The sequence below is a fragment of the Bradyrhizobium sp. HKCCYLS2038 genome (genome assembly GCF_051167655.1).
Taxonomy (GTDB): Bacteria; Pseudomonadota; Alphaproteobacteria; order Rhizobiales; family Xanthobacteraceae; genus Bradyrhizobium.
Map to the genome: position 1 here is coordinate 1,794,858 of NZ_JBNPTM010000001.1, position 17,240 is coordinate 1,812,097.

A 17,240-nucleotide genomic window follows, 5' to 3' on the forward strand; every position below is an offset into this window, starting at 1 on the left:
CGCATCTCGCGATGCGATCCGACCTCTCCCCGCCCTAGCGAAGCTTTGCTTCGCCCTGGCGGGGCGAGGTGAGGACCGAGTAAGCGGCGATGGCGTCGCGTATCAGGCAGATCGTGGGTCACGCCTGCTGAACCAGAGGATGTGATGTACTCGCCCCAGATCGTGGTGGAGGCGCTGTTGAACGGGCTGATGCTGGGGGCGATCTATGCCTTGATCGCGCTTGGCCTGACCCTGATCTACGGCGTGCTGCACATCGTGAATTTCGCCCACGGCGCGCTGCTGACGGTAGCGATGTTCATGGTGTGGCTGGCCTGCGCGCGCTACGGGCTCAATCCATATCTGGCAATCCTGTTCGTCGCTCCCGTCATGTTCGCGCTCGGCTACGTCCTGCAGCGCTTCATCATAGGCCCCGCCAGTCACGGCAAGGACAACGGCATCCTGCTGGTGACCTTGGGCCTGTCGATCATCATCGAGAACGCGCTGCTCGCCGCGTTCCAGTCCGACACCCGCACGATCACCACTGATTATTCGTTCCGCGTCGTCGAACTCGGCCCGCTGCTGTTGTCGTTCCCGCGTGTCGTCGGTTTCGGTGTCACCATCGCCACCACCTTGCTGCTGTGGCTGGTGCTGCACCAGACTGATATCGGCAAGGCGATCCGCGCGGTAGCCAAGGAGAAGCTCGGTGCGGCTCTCGTCGGCATCAGCGTGCCGCATGTCTACGCGATGACTTTTGCAATCGGCTGCGCCTGCCTCGCGGTGGCCGCGGGCCTACTGATGCCGTCCTTCTATGTCAGCCCGAAGACCGGCGCCGCCTTCGTGCTGGTCGCGTTCACCATCGTCGTGCTCGGCGGCATGGGCTCGATCCCCGGCGCGTTGATCGGCGGACTCCTCATCGGTGTCGTCGAGGCGGCGTCCAGCCTGTTCCTCGGTGACAGCCTCGGCCAGATCGGCATCTTCCTGATCTTCATCGTCACGCTGCTGGTGCGCCCGACCGGCCTGTTCGGAGCGCGCGCATGACCAAGCCGCGGCTCTCGACCCTTGCGATCATCGTTGCCGTGCTAGCCGCGATCGCCTTCACCGGTCTGTCCGGCGCGCTGCTCAACCTGATGATCTTCATGATGATCATCGCGTTGGCGGCGCAGGGCTGGAACATCCTCGGTGGCTATGCCGGCCTGTCGTCGTTCGGCCACGCCGCCTTCTTCGGCGCCGGCGCCTATGCGATGGCGGTGCTGCAGACCCGCTTCGGCGTCAATGCCTGGATCGCGCTGGTCATCGGCATCGCGCTCGGCGCGCTGGTTGGCGCCTTCATCGGCTTTCTCAGCTTCCGCTCCGGCCTGAAAGGCTCGTACTTCGCGCTGATCACGCTGGCCTTCGCCGAGGTCGCGCGTATCCTCGCCAACAGCTTTAACTTCACCGGTGGTGCCGCCGGCATCCTCATCAAGCTGCAGACCGGCCTGCCATATCTGCAGTTCGCCGACCGCCGCTATTTCCTGCTGATCGCGCTGGCCTTCGTCGCGATCGGCCTCGTCGTCAGCTGGTGGCTGGAGCATTCGCGCTTCGGCGCCTATCTCGTCGCGCTGCGCGAGAACGAGCAGGCGGCGCAGGCGCTCGGCGTCGACGTGTTCGCGGTCAAGATGAAGGCGATCGTGATCTCCGGCGCGCTGACGGCCGCCGCCGGCTGCCTGTACGCGCAGAACTATCTGTTCATCGACGCCAACGTCGCGTTCGGCTCGTGGATCTCGATCGAGGCGCTGTTCGCGGCGATCGTCGGCGGCTCCGGCACCGTGCTCGGCCCCCTGATCGGCGCGATCGTGCTGCTCGGCCTCGGCGAACTCACCAAGGGACTCTCCGGCGGCATCCCGGGCATGGACCTGATGGTGTTCGGCGTCATCCTCGTGCTGTCGGTGGCGTTCTCGCCGAACGGGCTGGTGATGCTGATGAGGAGCCTCGGCCTGCGTTCACCGGCTAAGGCGAAGGAGGCGTGATGCTCGAGGTCAAATCCCTCACCAAGCGCTTCTCCGGTCTCGTTGCGGTTGACCAGGCGTCGCTGTCGGTCGCCAAGGGCTCGATCACCGGCCTGATCGGACCGAACGGCGCCGGCAAGACCACGCTGTTCGCGATGGTTGCGGGCTTCCTGCAGCCCGATGGCGGCAGCGTCAGCTATGACGGCCGTGACATCACGGCGCTGGCCCCGCATGTCCGCGCCCGTCAGGGCATCGCCCGCACCTTCCAGATCGTGCAGCCCTTCGAAGGCCTGAACGTGCAGGAGAACATCGCGGTCGGCGCCTATCTGCATACGGCTGACGCCAACGAGGCGATGCATCAGGCAGCTGAGATCGCCAAGCGCGTCGGCCTCGGCGCCGATCTCGCCAAGGCGTCCTCCGATCTCACTGTCGCCGGCCGCAAGCGGCTGGAGGTGGCGCGCGCGCTCGCGACCAAACCAAAGCTGCTGCTGCTCGACGAGGTGCTGGCCGGCCTCAACCCGTCGGAGATTCGTGACGTGCTGCCGCTGGTGCGCGATATCCGCGACCAGGGCGTGACGATCCTGATGATCGAGCACATCATGCAGGCGGTGATGAATCTCTGCGACAAAGTCTACGTTCTCTCGCAAGGGCGCATGATCGCCGAGGGCGAGCCCAAGTCCGTGTGCGAGGATCCCCAGGTGATCGAGGCCTATCTCGGCCACGGCGCAGCGGAGCGGCTGCGCGCGGAGCAGGCCCATGCTTGAGATCCGCGATCTCCGCGCCGGCTATGGCGGCACCGAGGTGCTGCGCGGTGTCAGTCTCGACGTCAACGCCGGCGAAGTCGTCGCCGTGCTCGGCTCCAACGGCGTCGGCAAGACGACCTTGAACAAGGTGCTGTCAGGCGTGGTGCCGGCGACGTCGGGCACGATCCGCTTCAACGGCGCAGCGCTTGAGCATGCGGCGGCGCCCGACATCGTCATGGCCGGTCTGATCCAGGTGCCCGAGGGGCGCAAGATCTTCCCCAATCTGTCAGTGCGCGAGAACCTCGAGCTCGGCGCCTATTGCCGGCCGCGGCGCGGCCGGGCCGAGCGCATCGAGCAGATCTACGCGACCTTTCCGAAGCTGAAGCAGCGCGCGCGGCAATATGCCGGCACGCTGTCCGGCGGCGAGCAGCAGATGCTGGCGATCGGCCGCGGCCTGATGGGCGAGCCAAAGCTCCTGATCCTCGACGAGCCGTCGCTCGGCCTGTCGCCGCTGATGGTCGAGGAAATGTTCGCGCTGATCGCGCGGCTCGCGGCATCAGGCCTCGCCATCATGCTGGTCGAGCAGAACGTCGTGCAGTCGCTCGAGCTCGCCGGCCGCGCCTACATCATGGAGAACGGCATCATCACGCTCTCCGGCCAGGCCTCCGAACTGAAATCCAACGCCGAGCTGAAGCGCGCCTATCTCGGTCTGTGACGACAGCGTCAGCGAACAGTTGAGACAAACAAGGAAACGACAATGAGCCTGAGATCCACTCTGGCATCCGCCGAGACGACGATCGCGCCCGGCGTCTACGATGCGCTGACCGCGAGCATTGCCGCCGAGGCCGGCTTCAAGGCGCTGTATCTGACCGGCGCCGGAATCGCCTACACCAAGCTCGGACGTCCCGATATCGGCCTGGTGTCGATGACGGAGGTCGCCGACACCATCGCCATGATCCGCGACCGAGTCGACGTGCCGCTCGTGGTCGATGCCGATACCGGCTTCGGCAACGCGTTGAACGTGCAGCGGACGATCAGGCTGTTCGAGCGCATGGGGGCCTCCGCGATCCAGCTCGAGGACCAGACCACGCCGAAGCGCTGTGGCCATCTGACCGACAAGACCGTGATCAGCGCCGGCGAGATGGTCGGCAAGATAAAGGCCGCGCTCGATGCGCGGCAGTCGGCCGAGACCCTGATCGTCGCGCGCACCGATGCGCTGGCGATCGAGGGCATGGCGGCCGCGATCGAACGCGCCGAGCGCTATGCCGAGGCCGGTGCCGACGTGCTGTTCGTCGAGGCACCGAAAAGCAATGAGCAGCTGTCCGCGATCGCCGGGCGGCTGGCCTCGAAGCGGCCGCTGCTCGCCAACATGGTCGAGGGCGGCGCGACGCCGATCCATGCGGCGTCGGAGCTTGGCGCGCTCGGCTTCAAGCTCGTGATCTTTCCCGGCGGCATCGTGCGCGCGCTCGCCTTTGCCGCGCGTGCCTACTACGCGTCCTTGGCGCAGGCTGGCTCGACCAAGCCGTTCGCCGACCGCATGCTCGATTTCAACGGCCTCAACGCGATGCTCGGCACGTCAGACATCCTCGCCAACGGCGCGCGCTACGCGTCCACCGATGAGGAGCCGCGGGCATGACCACCTTGGATCCGATCACGCTCGCGGTGCTGAAGGGGCGGCTGGAGCAGATCGCCGACGAGATGGACGCGACGCTGTATCGCTCCGCTTTCAATCCGACCATCGCCGAAGCACGCGACGCCTGTCACGGCATCTACCATGCGACAACAGGCGATACGCTGGTGCAGGGGCAGGGCGGGCTGCCGATCTTTGTCGGCGCGATGGCCTTTGCCGTCCGCGCCGTCATCGCCAAAGTCGAGAAGGACGGCGGTCTCGAAGAGGGCGATACGTTCATTTTCAACGACCCGTATGACGGCGGCACGCATCTCAACGACTTCCGCCTTGTCCGTCCCGTGTTTCGCGACGGCCGGGTGTTCTGCTGGATCGCCTCGGTCGGCCACTGGCTCGACATCGGCGGCAACGTCGCCGGCGGCTACAATCCGAAGGCGGTCGAGAGTTTTCAAGAGGGCATGCGCATTCCGCCGGTCAAGCTGATCGCTGCGGGGAGCATGAACCACGACATCCTCGGCATCATCGAAGCCAATTCGCGCGTGCCGATGTCCAACTGGGGCGACCTCAACGGTCAGCTCAATGCGCTCGATCTCGGCGAGGGCCGCCTGCGCGCGCTGCTCGACGACTACGGTGACGCTACAGTGGCTGATGCATTCGAGGCGTTCTCCGACCGCGCCGAAACCCTGATGCGGGCGGCGATCGCCTCGCTGCCGGACGGCACCTATTCATTTGAGGACGTGCTCGACAATGACGGCATCGTCGACGCACCGCTGACGGTCGCGCTCGACGTCACCATCACCGGCGATACGCTGACGCTTGATTTCACCCGCTCGTCCGGCGCCTGCAAGGGCCCGATCAACATCTCGCGCTCGACCACGATCGCCGCCTGCTATGTCGCGCTCAAGCACGTCTTCACCGAGGTGCCGGCCAATGCTGGCTGCCTGCGGCCGATCTCGTTCGCGATCACCGACGGCTCGCTGCTGGCGGCCGGACCGCCGAAGCCGGTCGCTGGCTACACCGAGACCATCCTGCGTCTGATCGGCGTCGTGCTCGGCGCGCTCGCCAAGGCCGATCCGTCGCGGGCGACCGCGGCGCCGTTCGGCACCATCAACGCGCTGTCGATCGCTGGCCATCGCAAGGACAACAGCCGCTTCGTGATGTTCTCGTTCTTCGGGGGCGGCCTCGGCGGCAACCCCGCGACCGATGGCCTCAACCACGCCAACAACCCGATCTCGACCGCGACCATTCCGCCCGTGGAAATTCTCGAAGCAGCCTATCCGGTGATGTTCACGCAATGGGCGCTGCGCCCGGACTCCGCCGGCGCCGGCACGCACCGCGGCGGCGTCGGTGCGGTCTACGAGGTCGAGCTGCTCGCCGATGCCGACGTTGCACTGCTCGGCGAGCGCGGCAAGGCGGCGCCGTTCGGCGTCGCCGGCGGTGGCAGTGCCGCGCTCAATCATTTCGCGTGGCAGACGGAGACGGGCGAGGCGAGCCCGCCGATGGTTTCCAAGATCACCGATCTGCATTTGAAGGCGGGCAGGCGCGTGCGGCTGGAGACGCCGGGCGGCGGCGGCTGGGGGCCGCCGGAGGCGCGGCCGGTCGCCGATGTCGCGCATGACGTCGCGCTTGGCTTCGTGTCTCCGGAGCAGGCGCGCGCGGTCTACAAGGTCGCCGTCGCGGCTGACGGCGCGGTCGACGAGGCCGCGACGCGCACGCTGCGCGCCGGAGGTGCGACATGAGCAAGCTCGGCACCATCGTCGGCGTCGATGTCGGCGGCACCTTCACCGATCTGTTCTACTTCGACGAGGCGAACCGGACGTTCCGCACCAACAAGGTGCCGTCGAACCGCGGCGACGAGGCGACAGGCTTCCTCGAAGGCCTGCAGGGCTTCGGTGCCGTGTCGCATCTCACCTCGATCGTGCACGGCACCACCGTCGGCACCAATGCGCTCTTGGAGCGCAAGGGCGCGCGCATCGGCCTGATCACCACGCGCGGCTTTCGCGACGTGCTGGAGATGCGCCGCCGCGACCGCCGCAACACCTGGGGCCTGTGGGGCGACTTCGTGCCCGTCGTCGAGCGCGACATGCGCGCCGAGGTCGACGAGCGCGTGCTGTCGGACGGCACCATCCGCGCCGCCGTCGACGTTGAACAGGTGAAAGCGACCGCGCGCGAGCTGCTGGCAAAGGGTGCGCAGGCGCTGGCGATCGTGTTCGTCAATGCCTTCGCCAATCCCGACAACGAGCGGCGCGCGCTCGAAGCCGTGCAGGCGATCTGGCCGAACGACAATGTTGCCTGCTCCAGCCAGATCCTGCCAGAGATCCGCGAGTTCGAGCGCACCTCGACCACGGCTCTGAACGCCTATCTGCAGCCGGTGGTCGGCTCTTACTTGCAGAAGCTGCAGAACGCGCTGGCCGGCGAGGCCTTCGACGGCCGCTTCCACATCGTGCAGTCCAATGGCGGCGTGATGTCCACCGACGCGGCGCGGCGCTTCCCGATCCGTACCGCGCTGTCAGGCCCGGCGGCCGGCGTGATCGCCGCGGCCGAGATCGCGAAGGCGGCGGGCTTCCCCAACGTCATCACCGGCGACCTCGGCGGCACCTCGTTCGATGTGTCGCTGGTGGTTGATGGCGCGACGTCGCTCGCGGCGCAGACCACGATCGATTTCGGCCTCGTCGTGCGCACGCCGATGATCGAGATCACCACGATCGGCGCCGGCGGCGGCTCGATCGCCCATGTCGATGCCGGCGGCCTGCTGCAGGTGGGCCCGGAGAGCGCGGGCTCGCGGCCCGGTCCCGTGTGCTACGGCGGCGGCAATGAGCGGCCGACGCTGACCGATGCGAATGTCGTGCTCGGCCGCATCAATGCGGAGAGGCCGATCGGCGGCAAGCTGAAGGCGCTCGACGTCGAGGCGGCCAAACGCGCCATCGCCAGGCATGTCGGCGAGCCGCTGGGCCTCGGCGTCATGGAAGCTGCTGAAGCGATCGTGCGCATCGCCGACAGCAAGATGGCGGGCGCCATCAGGCTGATGTCGATCGAGCGCGGCCATGATCCGGCGCGCTTCGCGGCCGTGCCGTTCGGCGGCGGCGGCGCGCTGCACGTCTCGGCGCTGATCAAGGATGTCGGGCTCAAGGCGGCGCTGGTGCCGCGCTATCCCGGCGTCACCTCGGCGCTCGGCTGCGTCATCGCCGACATCCGCCACGACCAGGTGCAGACGCTCAACATGTTCGTCGACGGCTTGGACATCGCGGCGCTGACGCGCTGGATGCTGTCCGAGGCCGAGCACGCGCAGGGCGTGGTCAAGGACGCGCGCCTCGCCGTCGAGCGTATCGACACCCTGTTCGAGCTCGACATGCACTATGTCGGCCAGACCCACACCATCCGCGCGACCTTGCCGGCCGAGATCCGCGACGGCGCGATCAAACTCACCGTCGAGGACGTCCGCAAGGCGTTCGAGACGGCCTATCAGAAGAGCTTCAGCCGGCTGCTGCCGGGCGTCCCGATCAAGATCGTCAACCTGCGCACGGCGGCCATCGGCGTGCGCCCGCGCTTCGATTTGTCGGCGCTCGCGCCGGAGGCCGGCGCCGATCTCATGAAGGCGCGGCTCGGCAGCCGCGAGGTCTGGTTCGACGGCAAATGGTGGAGCACGGCGATCTATGCGCGGCTCGATCTGCCGGTCGGCAGCGACATCGCAGGGCCCGCGATCCTGGAACAGCCGGATGCGACGACGGTGATCGCGCCCGGCTTCAAGGCGCGGGTGGACAAGTTCGGCAACGTCATCGTGGAGCGCAGCGCATGAGTGATCACCCCATCCCGGCCGCGCAGAGCGCGCTGCTGATCGTCGATCTGCAGAACGACTTTCTCGATCCGAAGGGCGCCTATGGCCGTGCCGGCCAGACGGCGGCCGACATCGCGGCGCTGCCGCCGCGGCTCAAGCCGTTCGCGGATCTGATGCGGAGCAGAGGCGGCTTCGTGATCTCGACGCAGTTCACACTTGTTCCGGGCAAGGGCGGCGAGCCCCTGATCTCGCCGCATCTGAAGCAGCTGCGGCCGTTCCTCGCCAAGGGCGACTTCCTGCCCGGCGCGTGGGGCCATCAACTGGTCGACGTGCTGCAGCCGGCCGACGTCACGATCGAGAAGATCGCCTATTCGGCGTTCTACATGACGCGGCTCGAATGGGTGCTGCGCAAGTGCCGCATCGAGAAGCTCTATGTCGCGGGGATCGTCACCAATGGTGGTGTGGCGTCGACCGTGCGTGACGCGCATATCCGCGATTTCGAGACTGTCGTGCTGGAGGACGGTTGTGCGGCTTTCACCGCGGAGACGCATGCGACGGCGATTGCGGCGCTGAAGCCGGTGTGCCGTGTGGCTTCGATCGCGGAGACGATGGCGGAGTTGACGGCGGCATGAGTCCAGTCGAACAGATCGATCGCGTTCCCGAGATCGTCGTCGACTGCCTGATCATCGGCGCCGGCGCGGCCGGTCTCGTCGCAGCGTTGTCAGCCGTCGAGAATGGCGAGAGCGTGCTGGTGCTGGAGCGCGATGGCGTGCCGCAGGGCTCGACCGCGCTGTCGGCTGGACTGATCCCCGCCGCGAGGACGCGCTGGCAGGCGGCGCTCGGCATCGACGACAGCCCCGCACGCTTCGCCACCGACATCATGCACAAGGCTCATGATCAGCCGGATGCTGCGCTGGTGAACCTCGTGACGACCACCATCGGCCCGACCCTTGAATGGCTCGCCGACCGGCATCAGCTGCCGTTCTCGCTGGTCGACAATTTCAGCTACCCCGGACATTCGGCGTTGCGCATGCACGGCCTGCCGAGCCGCGCTGGGCGCGAGTTGATCGATCGGTTGCGCGCCGCGGCGGAGGCCGCCGGCATCGACGTCCTCTGCAACGCGCACGCGACGACGCTGCTGGTCGATCTCACGCGGCGCATCGTCGGCGTACGCTTCACGCGGCCCGATGGCACCATCGACGAGATCGGCTGCCGCCGCCTGATCCTCGCCTGCAGCGGCTATGGCGGCAATCCGGCGCTGGTGGCGCGGCATATCCCTGAGATGGCGACCGCCACCTATTTTGGCCATGTCGGCAACCAGGGTGATGCGCTGACTTGGGGCGAGCAGCTCGGCGCAGCGACGCGCCATCTCGGCGGCCATCAGGGCCATGGCTCAGTGGCGTATCCCGCGGGCATCCTCATCAGCTGGGCGACCATTACCGAGGGCGGCTTCCAGGTGAATGCGCGAGGAGAGCGCTTCTCCAACGAGGCGTCGGGCTATTCCGAGCAGGCGGCCAATGTGCTGGCACAGCCGGACGGCATCGCCTGGACGATCTTCGATGCGCGCATCGCCGGCATCGCTGCGCAGTTCGAGGATTTCCGCAATGCCGTCGCCCATGGTGCGGTGCTGGAGGCGGAGACCATCGCTGATCTCGCAGCCGGCATGCGTGTGCCGGCGGCTGCGCTTGCCGCAACATGCAATGAGGTGGCCGAAGCCAAGGCCCAGCAGCGCGTCGATCGCTTCGGTCGCAGCTTTGCCGGTGTGCCGCAACTCGCTTCGCCTTATCGCGCGGTGAAGGTCACCGGCGCGCTGTTCCACACCCAAGGCGGCCTCGTGATCGACGACCGCGCGCGCGTGATGCGCACCGATGGCAGCGTCATCGACAATCTGTTCGCGGCCGGCGGCGCCGCCTGCGGCGTCTCCGGGGCCGATGCTTCCGGCTATCTCTCCGGCAACGGCCTGCTCACCGCGGTCGCGCTCGGCCGGGTTGCCGGGCTGGCGCGCTAAGTCACCGCCGTGCGTGCTGCCAGCGCAGCAGCCGGCTTTCGGCGGCGCCCATCGCGAGCGCGGTGACATAGCCGATCACGCCGAGCAGCATCACGCCGGCGAACAGATCGGCGGAGCGGAACGAGCGGGCGGACAGCAGCACCCATTGGCCGAGGCCGTCGAGGCCGGCGAGCATCTCGCAGACCACGGCGAGGATCAGCGCGACCGTCAGGCTCAGCCGCATGCCGGCAAGAATGTCGGGGGCAGCCGACGGCAGCGCGATCTTGACGATTACCGCCAGCCGCGACATATGCAGCACGCGCGCCACCTCATAGAGCCGCGGCTCAACCGCGGCGAAGCCGTGGATCGTTCCGAGCAGCATCGGCCACAGCGAGCCGAACGCGATCACGAACAGCGCCATGCCCTGCGACAAACCCAGCGCGGCGATCGCGACGGGAATGATCGCCGACACCGGCAGCGGCCGCAGCAGCTCCAGGGTCGGCGCGACATAGCTGCGCATCGCGCTGGACGAGCCGATCATGGCACCGAGCGCGACGCCGACGATCGAGGCGAGCAGCCAGCCATAGGCCATGTGGGTCAAGGTGCCCGCGAGCTTGGTCAGCAGATCGCCGGAGGTGAAGCCGCGCAGCAGCGACGCCCAGGCGCGGTCAGGGCCGGGCAGGAATACCGGTGAGACCAGGCGCTGATCGGCCGCGACCTGCCACAGCGCGATGACGCCGGCAGCGACCATGAAGCTGGCAAGACGCCAGGCGATCACGGACCATCTCATGCCTGCTCTCCCGCGACGGCCGCGCGTCCGAACAGGCCGCGTTGCGCAGCCATCAGCGCGGTGTTGAGCGCAAACCCGGTCACGCCGATCCAGACGAGATAAGCGAGCATCAGGTCAGGCCGCAGCGCCTGCTGCGCGATCATGATGCCGGCGCCGAGACCCAACGGATTGATCGCGATCTCGACCGTGACGGCGACGATCAGCGCAATGCCCGCGGCGAGCCGGAAGCCGAGGAAGATGCGGGGCAGGGCGGCGGGGATCACGATCTTGCTGATACGATCGAGCTGCGACAGGCGCAGCACGCGCGCCACCTCGATCAGGCGCGGCTCGATGCTGCCGACGGCGGCGCGCGTCACGATCAGCACGGGCCAGACGCAGGCAAAGGCCACGATCGCGATCTCCATGCGATAGCCGAAGCCGAGGGCGATCAGCGCGATCGGCAGCAGCGCGACCGACGGAATCGGCCTGATCGCCTCGATCGTGACCTCCATCAGCCGGTCGAAGATCTGCGACAGACCGAGCGCAATGCCGAGCACCAGACCGATCGTACCGCCGAGCACGAGGCCGGCGAACGCCGACGCCAGCGTGTCGCGCGTCGCCGCCAGCAGCGAGCCGTCGGTCAGCGCGTCCAGCAAGGCCAGCGCGATCGCGCTCGGCGGCGCCAGCGAGTCGCTCTGCACGGCGGCGAGCCGCATCCAGGCCTCGAAGGCGAGCAGCGCCGCGAGCGGCAGCAGCACCGGCTTGATGCGCTCCGGCATGCTCATTCGCTCGCCTTGATGAAATCGAACAGCTCTCTGCGCAACCGCAGGAACTCCGGATGCTCGCGCGTCGCCAATTGGTCGCGCGGTCGCGGCAGGTCGATCGCCATGGTGAGGCCGACGCGGCCGGGATGCGGCAGCAGCCCGACGACGCGGTCGCCGAGATAGATGGCCTCTTCGAGATCATGCGTGACGAACACGACGGTGGCGCCAGTCGAGGCGACCAGCGCCAGCATCTCGTCCTGCAGGCCCTGCCGCGTCATCGCATCGAGCGCGCCGAACGGCTCGTCCATCAGCAGCACCTTCGGATCCTGCGCCAGGCAGCGCGCGATCTGCAGCCGCTGTTGCATGCCGCCGGACATCTCGGTCGGATATTTCGTCGCATGGCCGGCAAGCCCGACCTTGGCCAGCAGCTCGGTAATACGCGCCTCGCGCTGGGCGGCGGGCATGCCGATCGTCTCCAGCGCTAGCGAGATGTTGCCGGCCGCGGTGCGCCACGGCAGCAGCGCCTTGCCATAGTCCTGGAACACCACCGCGATCTCGCGCCGCGGCGCGTGCATCGGCTCGCCTTCGAAACGGACGCTGCCGCCGGTCGGCTGGTAGAGGCCGGCGGCGAGCCGCAGCGCGGTGGTCTTGCCGCAGCCGGAGGCGCCGACGATGCACAGGATCTCGCCGGCGGCGACCTCCAGACTGATCGTGTCGATGATCGCCTTGCCGCCGAGCACCAGCGCGACCTTGTCGAACGCAATTTGTGCCCGGGCCGGCGAGGGAGACGGTTGCACCAAAGCGAGGGCGGGCTCTGCCATCTCAGGCTCCCTTCGATTGCGGATAGACGATGGCGATCGTCGAGCGCAGATGCGCCTCGAGCCGCGCCGCGGCCGCGGCGGCATCGCGGGCGAGCACGAGGTCGGCGAGGGCCTCGTGTTCCCGGATGAAGCCGTTGCCGTCGTCGAAGCTGCGCATCATGACGCGGCGATAGCGGTAGGCCTGGTCGTAGAGATCGGAATGAGCCGCGAGCAGGCGGCGCGATCCGCAGGCCGAGAGCAGGGCGGTGTGAAATGCCTTGTGCAGCCGATCGAAGTCCGCCGCGCCTTCACGGAATTCGCTTTCCATGCGCTCGATGTAGCGGCGCATCTGATGCAGCGCCGCGATGATGCCGGCCTCCCATGTGTCGCCGCCGCTTTGCATCGCCAGCCGCAGCGCCTCCTTCTCGACGACGGTGCGCATCCGCGTGATGTCGACGAGGTCGTCGCGGCTGACCTCGGCGACACGAAACCCACGCTGGCCGATGCCGACGATCAGGCCGCGCGACACCAGCCGCGACAGCCCTTCGCGCACCGGCGTCGGACCGATCTCGTAGCGCTGGGCGAGCTCGACGATGCCGAGCCGCGAGCCGGGGGCCAGAACGCCCGCGACGATATCGCGTTCGATCAGCGCCGCGGCGCGCTCACTCAGCGTGTCGCTTGCCGGCTCAGCGGGCAGGATCGGAGTAGCCGCCGTCATCAGTTCAGGATCAGCTTCTTGAGGTCCAGCTTGCTTTGCAGCATCTTCTGCGCCGACATCACGTCGATCCACCAGGCGAGCTGCTCGGGCTTCAGCACCGGCTCGGAATGGTTCGGCGGCGTCAGCTTGACCAGCTCCAACGGCTGCTTGGTGAACTTCGCGATCGCGGCCGAGGCTTTCTCGCGATCATTGTTGACGATGGGCGCCGCCTCGGCGATGGCGGCGCGGAATTTCTTCACCGTCTCCGGGTTCTTCTCCGCCCATTCGCGCGACGCCGCGTAGAAGATGATCGGCTCGGTGCGGGCGAGCTCGGCCGCATAGCGCGCGCCGACCGTGCCGAGATTGGCATTGGTCATCCGCATCACGAACGGCTCGGCGGTTAGCACGGCGTCGACGCCGCCCGACTTGATGGTGTCGGCCATGGTCGGGAACGTCACTTCGACGAAGTTCACGCTCTTCGGATCGACGCCTTTCTCGACCAGCCATTTCACGAACAGCACCTGCAGGAACGCGCCGATGCCGGGCGCGCCGACCTTCTTGCCCTTGAAATCCTGCGGGCCGTTGATGGTGATGCCGTTACGCACGAAGGCGGCGATGGCGTCGTTCGAGGTCTTGTTCATGATCGAGGCGCCGGAGACCGCGACGAGGTCGAGCCCGCCATCGGCCGCCTGCAGGAACACCGTCGACGTCGGGCCGCCGATCTGGATCGAGTTGGAGAGGATGGCCGCCGGGATGTTCGAGTTGATCCCGATCAGTACCATCTCGGCGTCGAGGCCGTGCTTCTTGAAGAGGCCCTCGTCGACCGCGACCATCGCCGAGGCGCAGTCAGAGGTCGCGGTGCAGCCGATCTGGATCTTCTCGGCCTGTGCCGCAGTGGATGTCAGCGCGAACGTCAGCATGCCGCCGACAACAGCACCCATGAGCCGATGACGCATCGTTGAACCCCTCCCTGGGCGCCCCATCGCGGTCGCCTCTTGTTTATCGATATTTTGTATGTTTGTATATTTTCAGACAGAACACAAGGGGAGGCCGGCGTGAAACTTGCGACATTTCGGAACGATGGCAGGGAGCGGATCGGCGTGGTCCATGCCGGCGACGCCAAGCTGTTCGATCTGGCGGCGGCCGCCGACCGTGCCGGCAAGAGCAATCCAGCCTTCGTCTCGATGCTGTCGCTGATCGATGCCGGCGACGCCGCGCTCGACGAGGCGCGTGGGCTGGTCGCGCGGTACGGTGATGACGAGAGCCTGTCGCGCGACGTCGCGGCGACCGAGCTGCTCGCCCCGGTCCCGGAGCCGCGGCAGATGCGCGATGGCATGTCGTTTCCGCTGCACATCCTGCAGGCGCCGCGCGGCCAGCGGAAGCTCGCGGCGCGCCAGCGCGGCGACATGGATGAGCTCGCGCGCATCGATGCCGAGCCGCTCGGCGAGCTGCCGGAGGTCTATCGCAAGGTGCCGATCTTCTACATCACCAATCGCTTCAGCGTGCGCGGTCCCAACACGACCGTGAAGTGGCCGCGCTACAGCAAGGTGATGGACTACGAGCTCGAGTTCGGCATCATCACCAAGGGCCGGGGCAAGGACATCTCTGCCGCGAAGGCGCGCGACCACATTTTCGGCTTCACGATCTTCAACGATTTCTCGGCGCGCGACACCCAGCGGATCGAGATGGACGGCCGGCTCGGTCCCTCCAAGGGCAAGAGCTTCGACGGCGGCAACGTCATGGGGCCGTGGATCGTCACCCCCGACGAGATCGGCGATCCCTATCGGCTCAAGATGGAGGCGCGCGTCAATGGCGAGGTGCGCTCGCGCGGTATCAGCGAGGGCATGCTGTTCTCGTTCGAGGAACTGATCGCCTATATCAGCAAGGACGAGACGCTGATGCCGGGCGAGTTCATCGGCTCTGGGACCGTCGGCAATGGCTGCGGGCTGGAGCTCGGCTGGTATCTCGAACATGGCGACGTCATCGAGCTCGAGGTCGAGAAGATTGGTATCTTGAAGAACAAGGTCGAGCGGCAGGACGTCTGATCCCGCGATCATCGACGCCTCAAGCTGACAAATACAACAACAAGAGAGAGGACCGCCCATGGCCCGCAAGCTGATCGACATCTCCGTGCCGCTGCAGAACGACGTTCCGGCCGATCCGCCGGGCGCGCATCCGACCATTACCTACATCGATCACCAGCAGGGGCTGCCGCGCATGCTGCAGTTCTTCGACGGGCTGAAGGCGGAGGATCTGCCGGACGGGCAGGGCTGGGCGGTCGAGCAGGTCAGCCTGTCGACGCATAACGGCACGCATCTCGATGCGCCCTGGCATTTCCATCCCACGATGAACCGCGGCGAGCGCGCCTGGACCATCGACGAGGTGCCGCTGGAATGGTGCCTGCAGCCCGGCGTGAAGCTCGACTTCCGGCATTTCGCCGATGGCTATGTGGTGACGGCCGCCGACGTCGAGGCGGAGCTGAAGCGCATTGGTCACACGCTGTCGCCGCTCGAGATCGTCGTCGTCAATACCTCCGCCGGTGCGCGCTATGGCCAGGCCAACTACGTCAATTCGGGCTGCGGCATGGGTTACGAGGCGACGATGTATCTGCTCGAGCGCGGCGTGCGCCTGACCGGCATCGACGGCTGGAGCTGGGATGCGCCGTTCGTGTTCACCGCGCAGAAATACGCTGAGACCCACGACGCATCGCTGATCTGGGAGGGCCACAAGGCCGGCCGCCACATCGGCTATTGCCACCTCGAGAAGCTGCACAATCTGGAGCAGCTGCCGTCGACGGGGTTCATGGTGTCATGCTTCCCGGTGAAGATCGAACGCGCGTCGGCGGGATGGACGCGGGCGGTGGCGATCATCGAGGGGTGAGGCACTCTCTCACAGCGCGGACGCTGCAACCTCTCCCCGCGCGGACGGTGCAAACCTCTCCCCGCTCTTTGCGGGGAGAGGTCGGATTGCGTAGCAATCCGGGTGAGGGGCATGGCACATACTCGGCCCCGATCCCCGGTCCATCGGACGGGCACGTTCGCGTCGGGTGAATTGCACGAATTCTTCGCGGGGAAGCGACACTTCCCGGGCGGCTGCCCCTCACCCCGACCCTCTCCCCGTGAAGAACGGGGAGAGGGAGCGCACCGGTCGCTTGGGTAATGTGTCGGTTCAAGCGAGCTTGGGAAAAAAGCTGCTTCAATCTCGACTAACAACTACACGCCAACATCACCTCGTTCCGCCGCAGCATCGGCAAGGTCCAGGGCGGATTGTAGAACGCCAGCAGCGGTGCACCCGACACGGCCAGCCCGTTCCGCTGCGCGTAGTCGCGCAGCTCGCGGGTCTTCTCGGACAGGATGCCGTCGGAATATGCGCCCGAGAAGGTCAGCGCGAGCATGCGCTGGGCCGGCACTTGTGTCAGCTTGATCCTGCCGTCAGCGGGCGGCGGCAGCGTCTCGAGCGACCAGCTCGACGGCATCACGAAGCTGACGCTCCAGCGGTCGCTGCCGGTCTCGTTCTCCGCCGCTGGCAACGCGGCCGCCTGCTGCTGCACCGGCGCGGTCATCGCGATTTTCATCCTGCCCTGGTTGGCGCCGAAGATGTAGCCGGCAATGATGCGGAAGCCTTCCTCGATGGCCGGCCTGCGCGCACCCTGCACCTCGGCCTGCGCGATGATCATCGGCGCATAAGCGCGAATCTCGAATTCGCCGTCGCGCTTCACCACGTCGTATTTGGGATGTTCGACCCGGCTCATGATCGGTCCTGCGGCAATGGCGGCACCGGCCACGACGAGCACGGCGGCGCCTGCGATCCAGATCAGCATGCGGCGTTTCCTCGGTGGTATCGGCTCGGTCATGGCGGCTGCGCCGTTGTTGGTATCAACGAGGGAACGAGGTGAGAGGTCCTGCGGATCAGATTTTCAGCGTCCCGTCGGGCAAATCAAGCAGCGACGATGATCAATTGAGATACGTTCTTGCATTTGCGCGGCTGCGGCAGGCGCAAATTCATCCTGCGCGCGAAGCGAAATTGCTGCAGCGTCCTCAACAAGATCACCCCTGTCCAGATATCCGGCCAAAAATATTCTTGTTTCGCTTTAGCAGAAATCATGCTCTCCTCC

At 66.8% G+C, this 17,240-nt stretch carries 18 protein-coding genes; 11 read left to right on the forward strand and 7 right to left on the reverse strand.

Annotated elements, in window-relative coordinates:
- The first annotated feature begins 144 nt into the window (after window positions 1-144).
- Genes ACQR1I_RS07780 through ACQR1I_RS07820 form a run of 9 tightly spaced genes read left to right on the forward strand, consistent with a single transcriptional unit; the run spans window position 145 to window position 10,117 of the window.
- On the forward strand, window positions 145-1,017 hold the full coding sequence (locus tag ACQR1I_RS07780) for a branched-chain amino acid ABC transporter permease (RefSeq protein ID WP_434868867.1): 873 nt from the start codon (window positions 145-147) through the stop codon (window positions 1,015-1,017).
- The gene (locus tag ACQR1I_RS07785; protein WP_434868866.1) at window positions 1,014-1,985 is read left to right on the forward strand and encodes a branched-chain amino acid ABC transporter permease; all 972 of its coding nucleotides are present in this window, start codon (window positions 1,014-1,016) and stop codon (window positions 1,983-1,985) included. Before ACQR1I_RS07780 ends, ACQR1I_RS07785 begins: the two co-directional genes overlap by 4 nt.
- On the forward strand, window positions 1,985-2,728 hold the full coding sequence (locus tag ACQR1I_RS07790; protein ID WP_434868865.1) for an ABC transporter ATP-binding protein: 744 nt from the start codon (window positions 1,985-1,987) through the stop codon (window positions 2,726-2,728). The genes ACQR1I_RS07785 and ACQR1I_RS07790 overlap by 1 nt, the downstream gene beginning before the upstream one ends.
- On the forward strand, window positions 2,721-3,422 hold the full coding sequence (locus ACQR1I_RS07795) for an ABC transporter ATP-binding protein (RefSeq protein WP_434868864.1): 702 nt from the start codon (window positions 2,721-2,723) through the stop codon (window positions 3,420-3,422). Before ACQR1I_RS07790 ends, ACQR1I_RS07795 begins: the two co-directional genes overlap by 8 nt.
- A 42-nt stretch (window positions 3,423-3,464) precedes the next feature.
- Window positions 3,465-4,343, forward strand: coding sequence for an isocitrate lyase/PEP mutase family protein (locus tag ACQR1I_RS07800; protein WP_434868863.1), 879 nt, complete (start codon window positions 3,465-3,467; stop codon window positions 4,341-4,343).
- The gene (locus ACQR1I_RS07805) at window positions 4,340-6,073 is read left to right on the forward strand and encodes a hydantoinase B/oxoprolinase family protein (RefSeq protein WP_434868862.1); all 1,734 of its coding nucleotides are present in this window, start codon (window positions 4,340-4,342) and stop codon (window positions 6,071-6,073) included. The genes ACQR1I_RS07800 and ACQR1I_RS07805 overlap by 4 nt, the downstream gene beginning before the upstream one ends.
- Window positions 6,070-8,130, forward strand: a complete 2,061-nt coding sequence (locus tag ACQR1I_RS07810) for a hydantoinase/oxoprolinase family protein (RefSeq protein ID WP_434868861.1) — start codon at window positions 6,070-6,072, stop codon at window positions 8,128-8,130. Before ACQR1I_RS07805 ends, ACQR1I_RS07810 begins: the two co-directional genes overlap by 4 nt.
- On the forward strand, window positions 8,127-8,741 hold the full coding sequence (locus ACQR1I_RS07815) for a cysteine hydrolase (RefSeq protein WP_434868860.1): 615 nt from the start codon (window positions 8,127-8,129) through the stop codon (window positions 8,739-8,741). Before ACQR1I_RS07810 ends, ACQR1I_RS07815 begins: the two co-directional genes overlap by 4 nt.
- Window positions 8,738-10,117 carry an FAD-dependent oxidoreductase gene (locus tag ACQR1I_RS07820; RefSeq protein ID WP_434868859.1) on the forward strand — a complete coding sequence of 460 codons (1,380 nt, stop codon included), beginning with the start codon at window positions 8,738-8,740 and terminating at the stop codon, window positions 10,115-10,117. Before ACQR1I_RS07815 ends, ACQR1I_RS07820 begins: the two co-directional genes overlap by 4 nt.
- A 1-nt stretch (window position 10,118) precedes the next feature.
- On the opposite strand, the gene ACQR1I_RS07825 is transcribed toward ACQR1I_RS07820, so the two are convergent.
- The 5 genes from ACQR1I_RS07825 to ACQR1I_RS07845 are packed head-to-tail and all read right to left on the reverse strand — an operon-like array spanning window position 10,119 to window position 14,082.
- Complete coding sequence (locus ACQR1I_RS07825; RefSeq protein WP_434868858.1) at window positions 10,119-10,886, reverse strand: ABC transporter permease; 768 nt, start codon at window positions 10,884-10,886, stop codon at window positions 10,119-10,121.
- Window positions 10,883-11,650, reverse strand: coding sequence for an ABC transporter permease (locus ACQR1I_RS07830; protein WP_434868857.1), 768 nt, complete (start codon window positions 11,648-11,650; stop codon window positions 10,883-10,885). Before ACQR1I_RS07830 ends, ACQR1I_RS07825 begins: the two co-directional genes overlap by 4 nt.
- Window positions 11,647-12,450, reverse strand: coding sequence for an ABC transporter ATP-binding protein (locus ACQR1I_RS07835; protein ID WP_434868856.1), 804 nt, complete (start codon window positions 12,448-12,450; stop codon window positions 11,647-11,649). Before ACQR1I_RS07835 ends, ACQR1I_RS07830 begins: the two co-directional genes overlap by 4 nt.
- 1 nt (window position 12,451) lies before the next feature.
- Complete coding sequence (locus ACQR1I_RS07840) at window positions 12,452-13,147, reverse strand: GntR family transcriptional regulator (protein WP_434868855.1); 696 nt, start codon at window positions 13,145-13,147, stop codon at window positions 12,452-12,454.
- A complete protein-coding gene (locus tag ACQR1I_RS07845) occupies window positions 13,147-14,082 on the reverse strand; it encodes an ABC transporter substrate-binding protein (RefSeq protein WP_434868854.1) in 936 nt (311 codons plus the stop codon). The genes ACQR1I_RS07840 and ACQR1I_RS07845 overlap by 1 nt, the downstream gene beginning before the upstream one ends.
- A 99-nt stretch (window positions 14,083-14,181) precedes the next feature.
- On the opposite strand from ACQR1I_RS07845, the gene ACQR1I_RS07850 reads away from it, so the two are divergent.
- Window positions 14,182-15,171: a fumarylacetoacetate hydrolase family protein gene (locus ACQR1I_RS07850; protein WP_434868853.1), complete on the forward strand. Its 990-nt coding sequence runs from the start codon at window positions 14,182-14,184 to the stop codon at window positions 15,169-15,171.
- A gap of 58 nt (window positions 15,172-15,229) precedes the next feature.
- Complete coding sequence (locus tag ACQR1I_RS07855) at window positions 15,230-16,006, forward strand: cyclase family protein (protein ID WP_434868852.1); 777 nt, start codon at window positions 15,230-15,232, stop codon at window positions 16,004-16,006.
- 325 nt (window positions 16,007-16,331) lie between these two features.
- On the opposite strand, the gene ACQR1I_RS07860 is transcribed toward ACQR1I_RS07855, so the two are convergent.
- Together ACQR1I_RS07860 and ACQR1I_RS07865 are read right to left on the reverse strand one after the other, a co-directional pair.
- A complete protein-coding gene (locus ACQR1I_RS07860) occupies window positions 16,332-16,946 on the reverse strand; it encodes an SOUL family heme-binding protein (protein ID WP_434868851.1) in 615 nt (204 codons plus the stop codon).
- Window positions 16,947-17,062: 116 nt separating this feature from the next.
- Window positions 17,063-17,230, reverse strand: a complete 168-nt coding sequence (locus tag ACQR1I_RS07865) for a hypothetical protein (RefSeq protein WP_434868850.1) — start codon at window positions 17,228-17,230, stop codon at window positions 17,063-17,065.
- Window positions 17,231-17,240 lie beyond the last annotated feature (10 nt).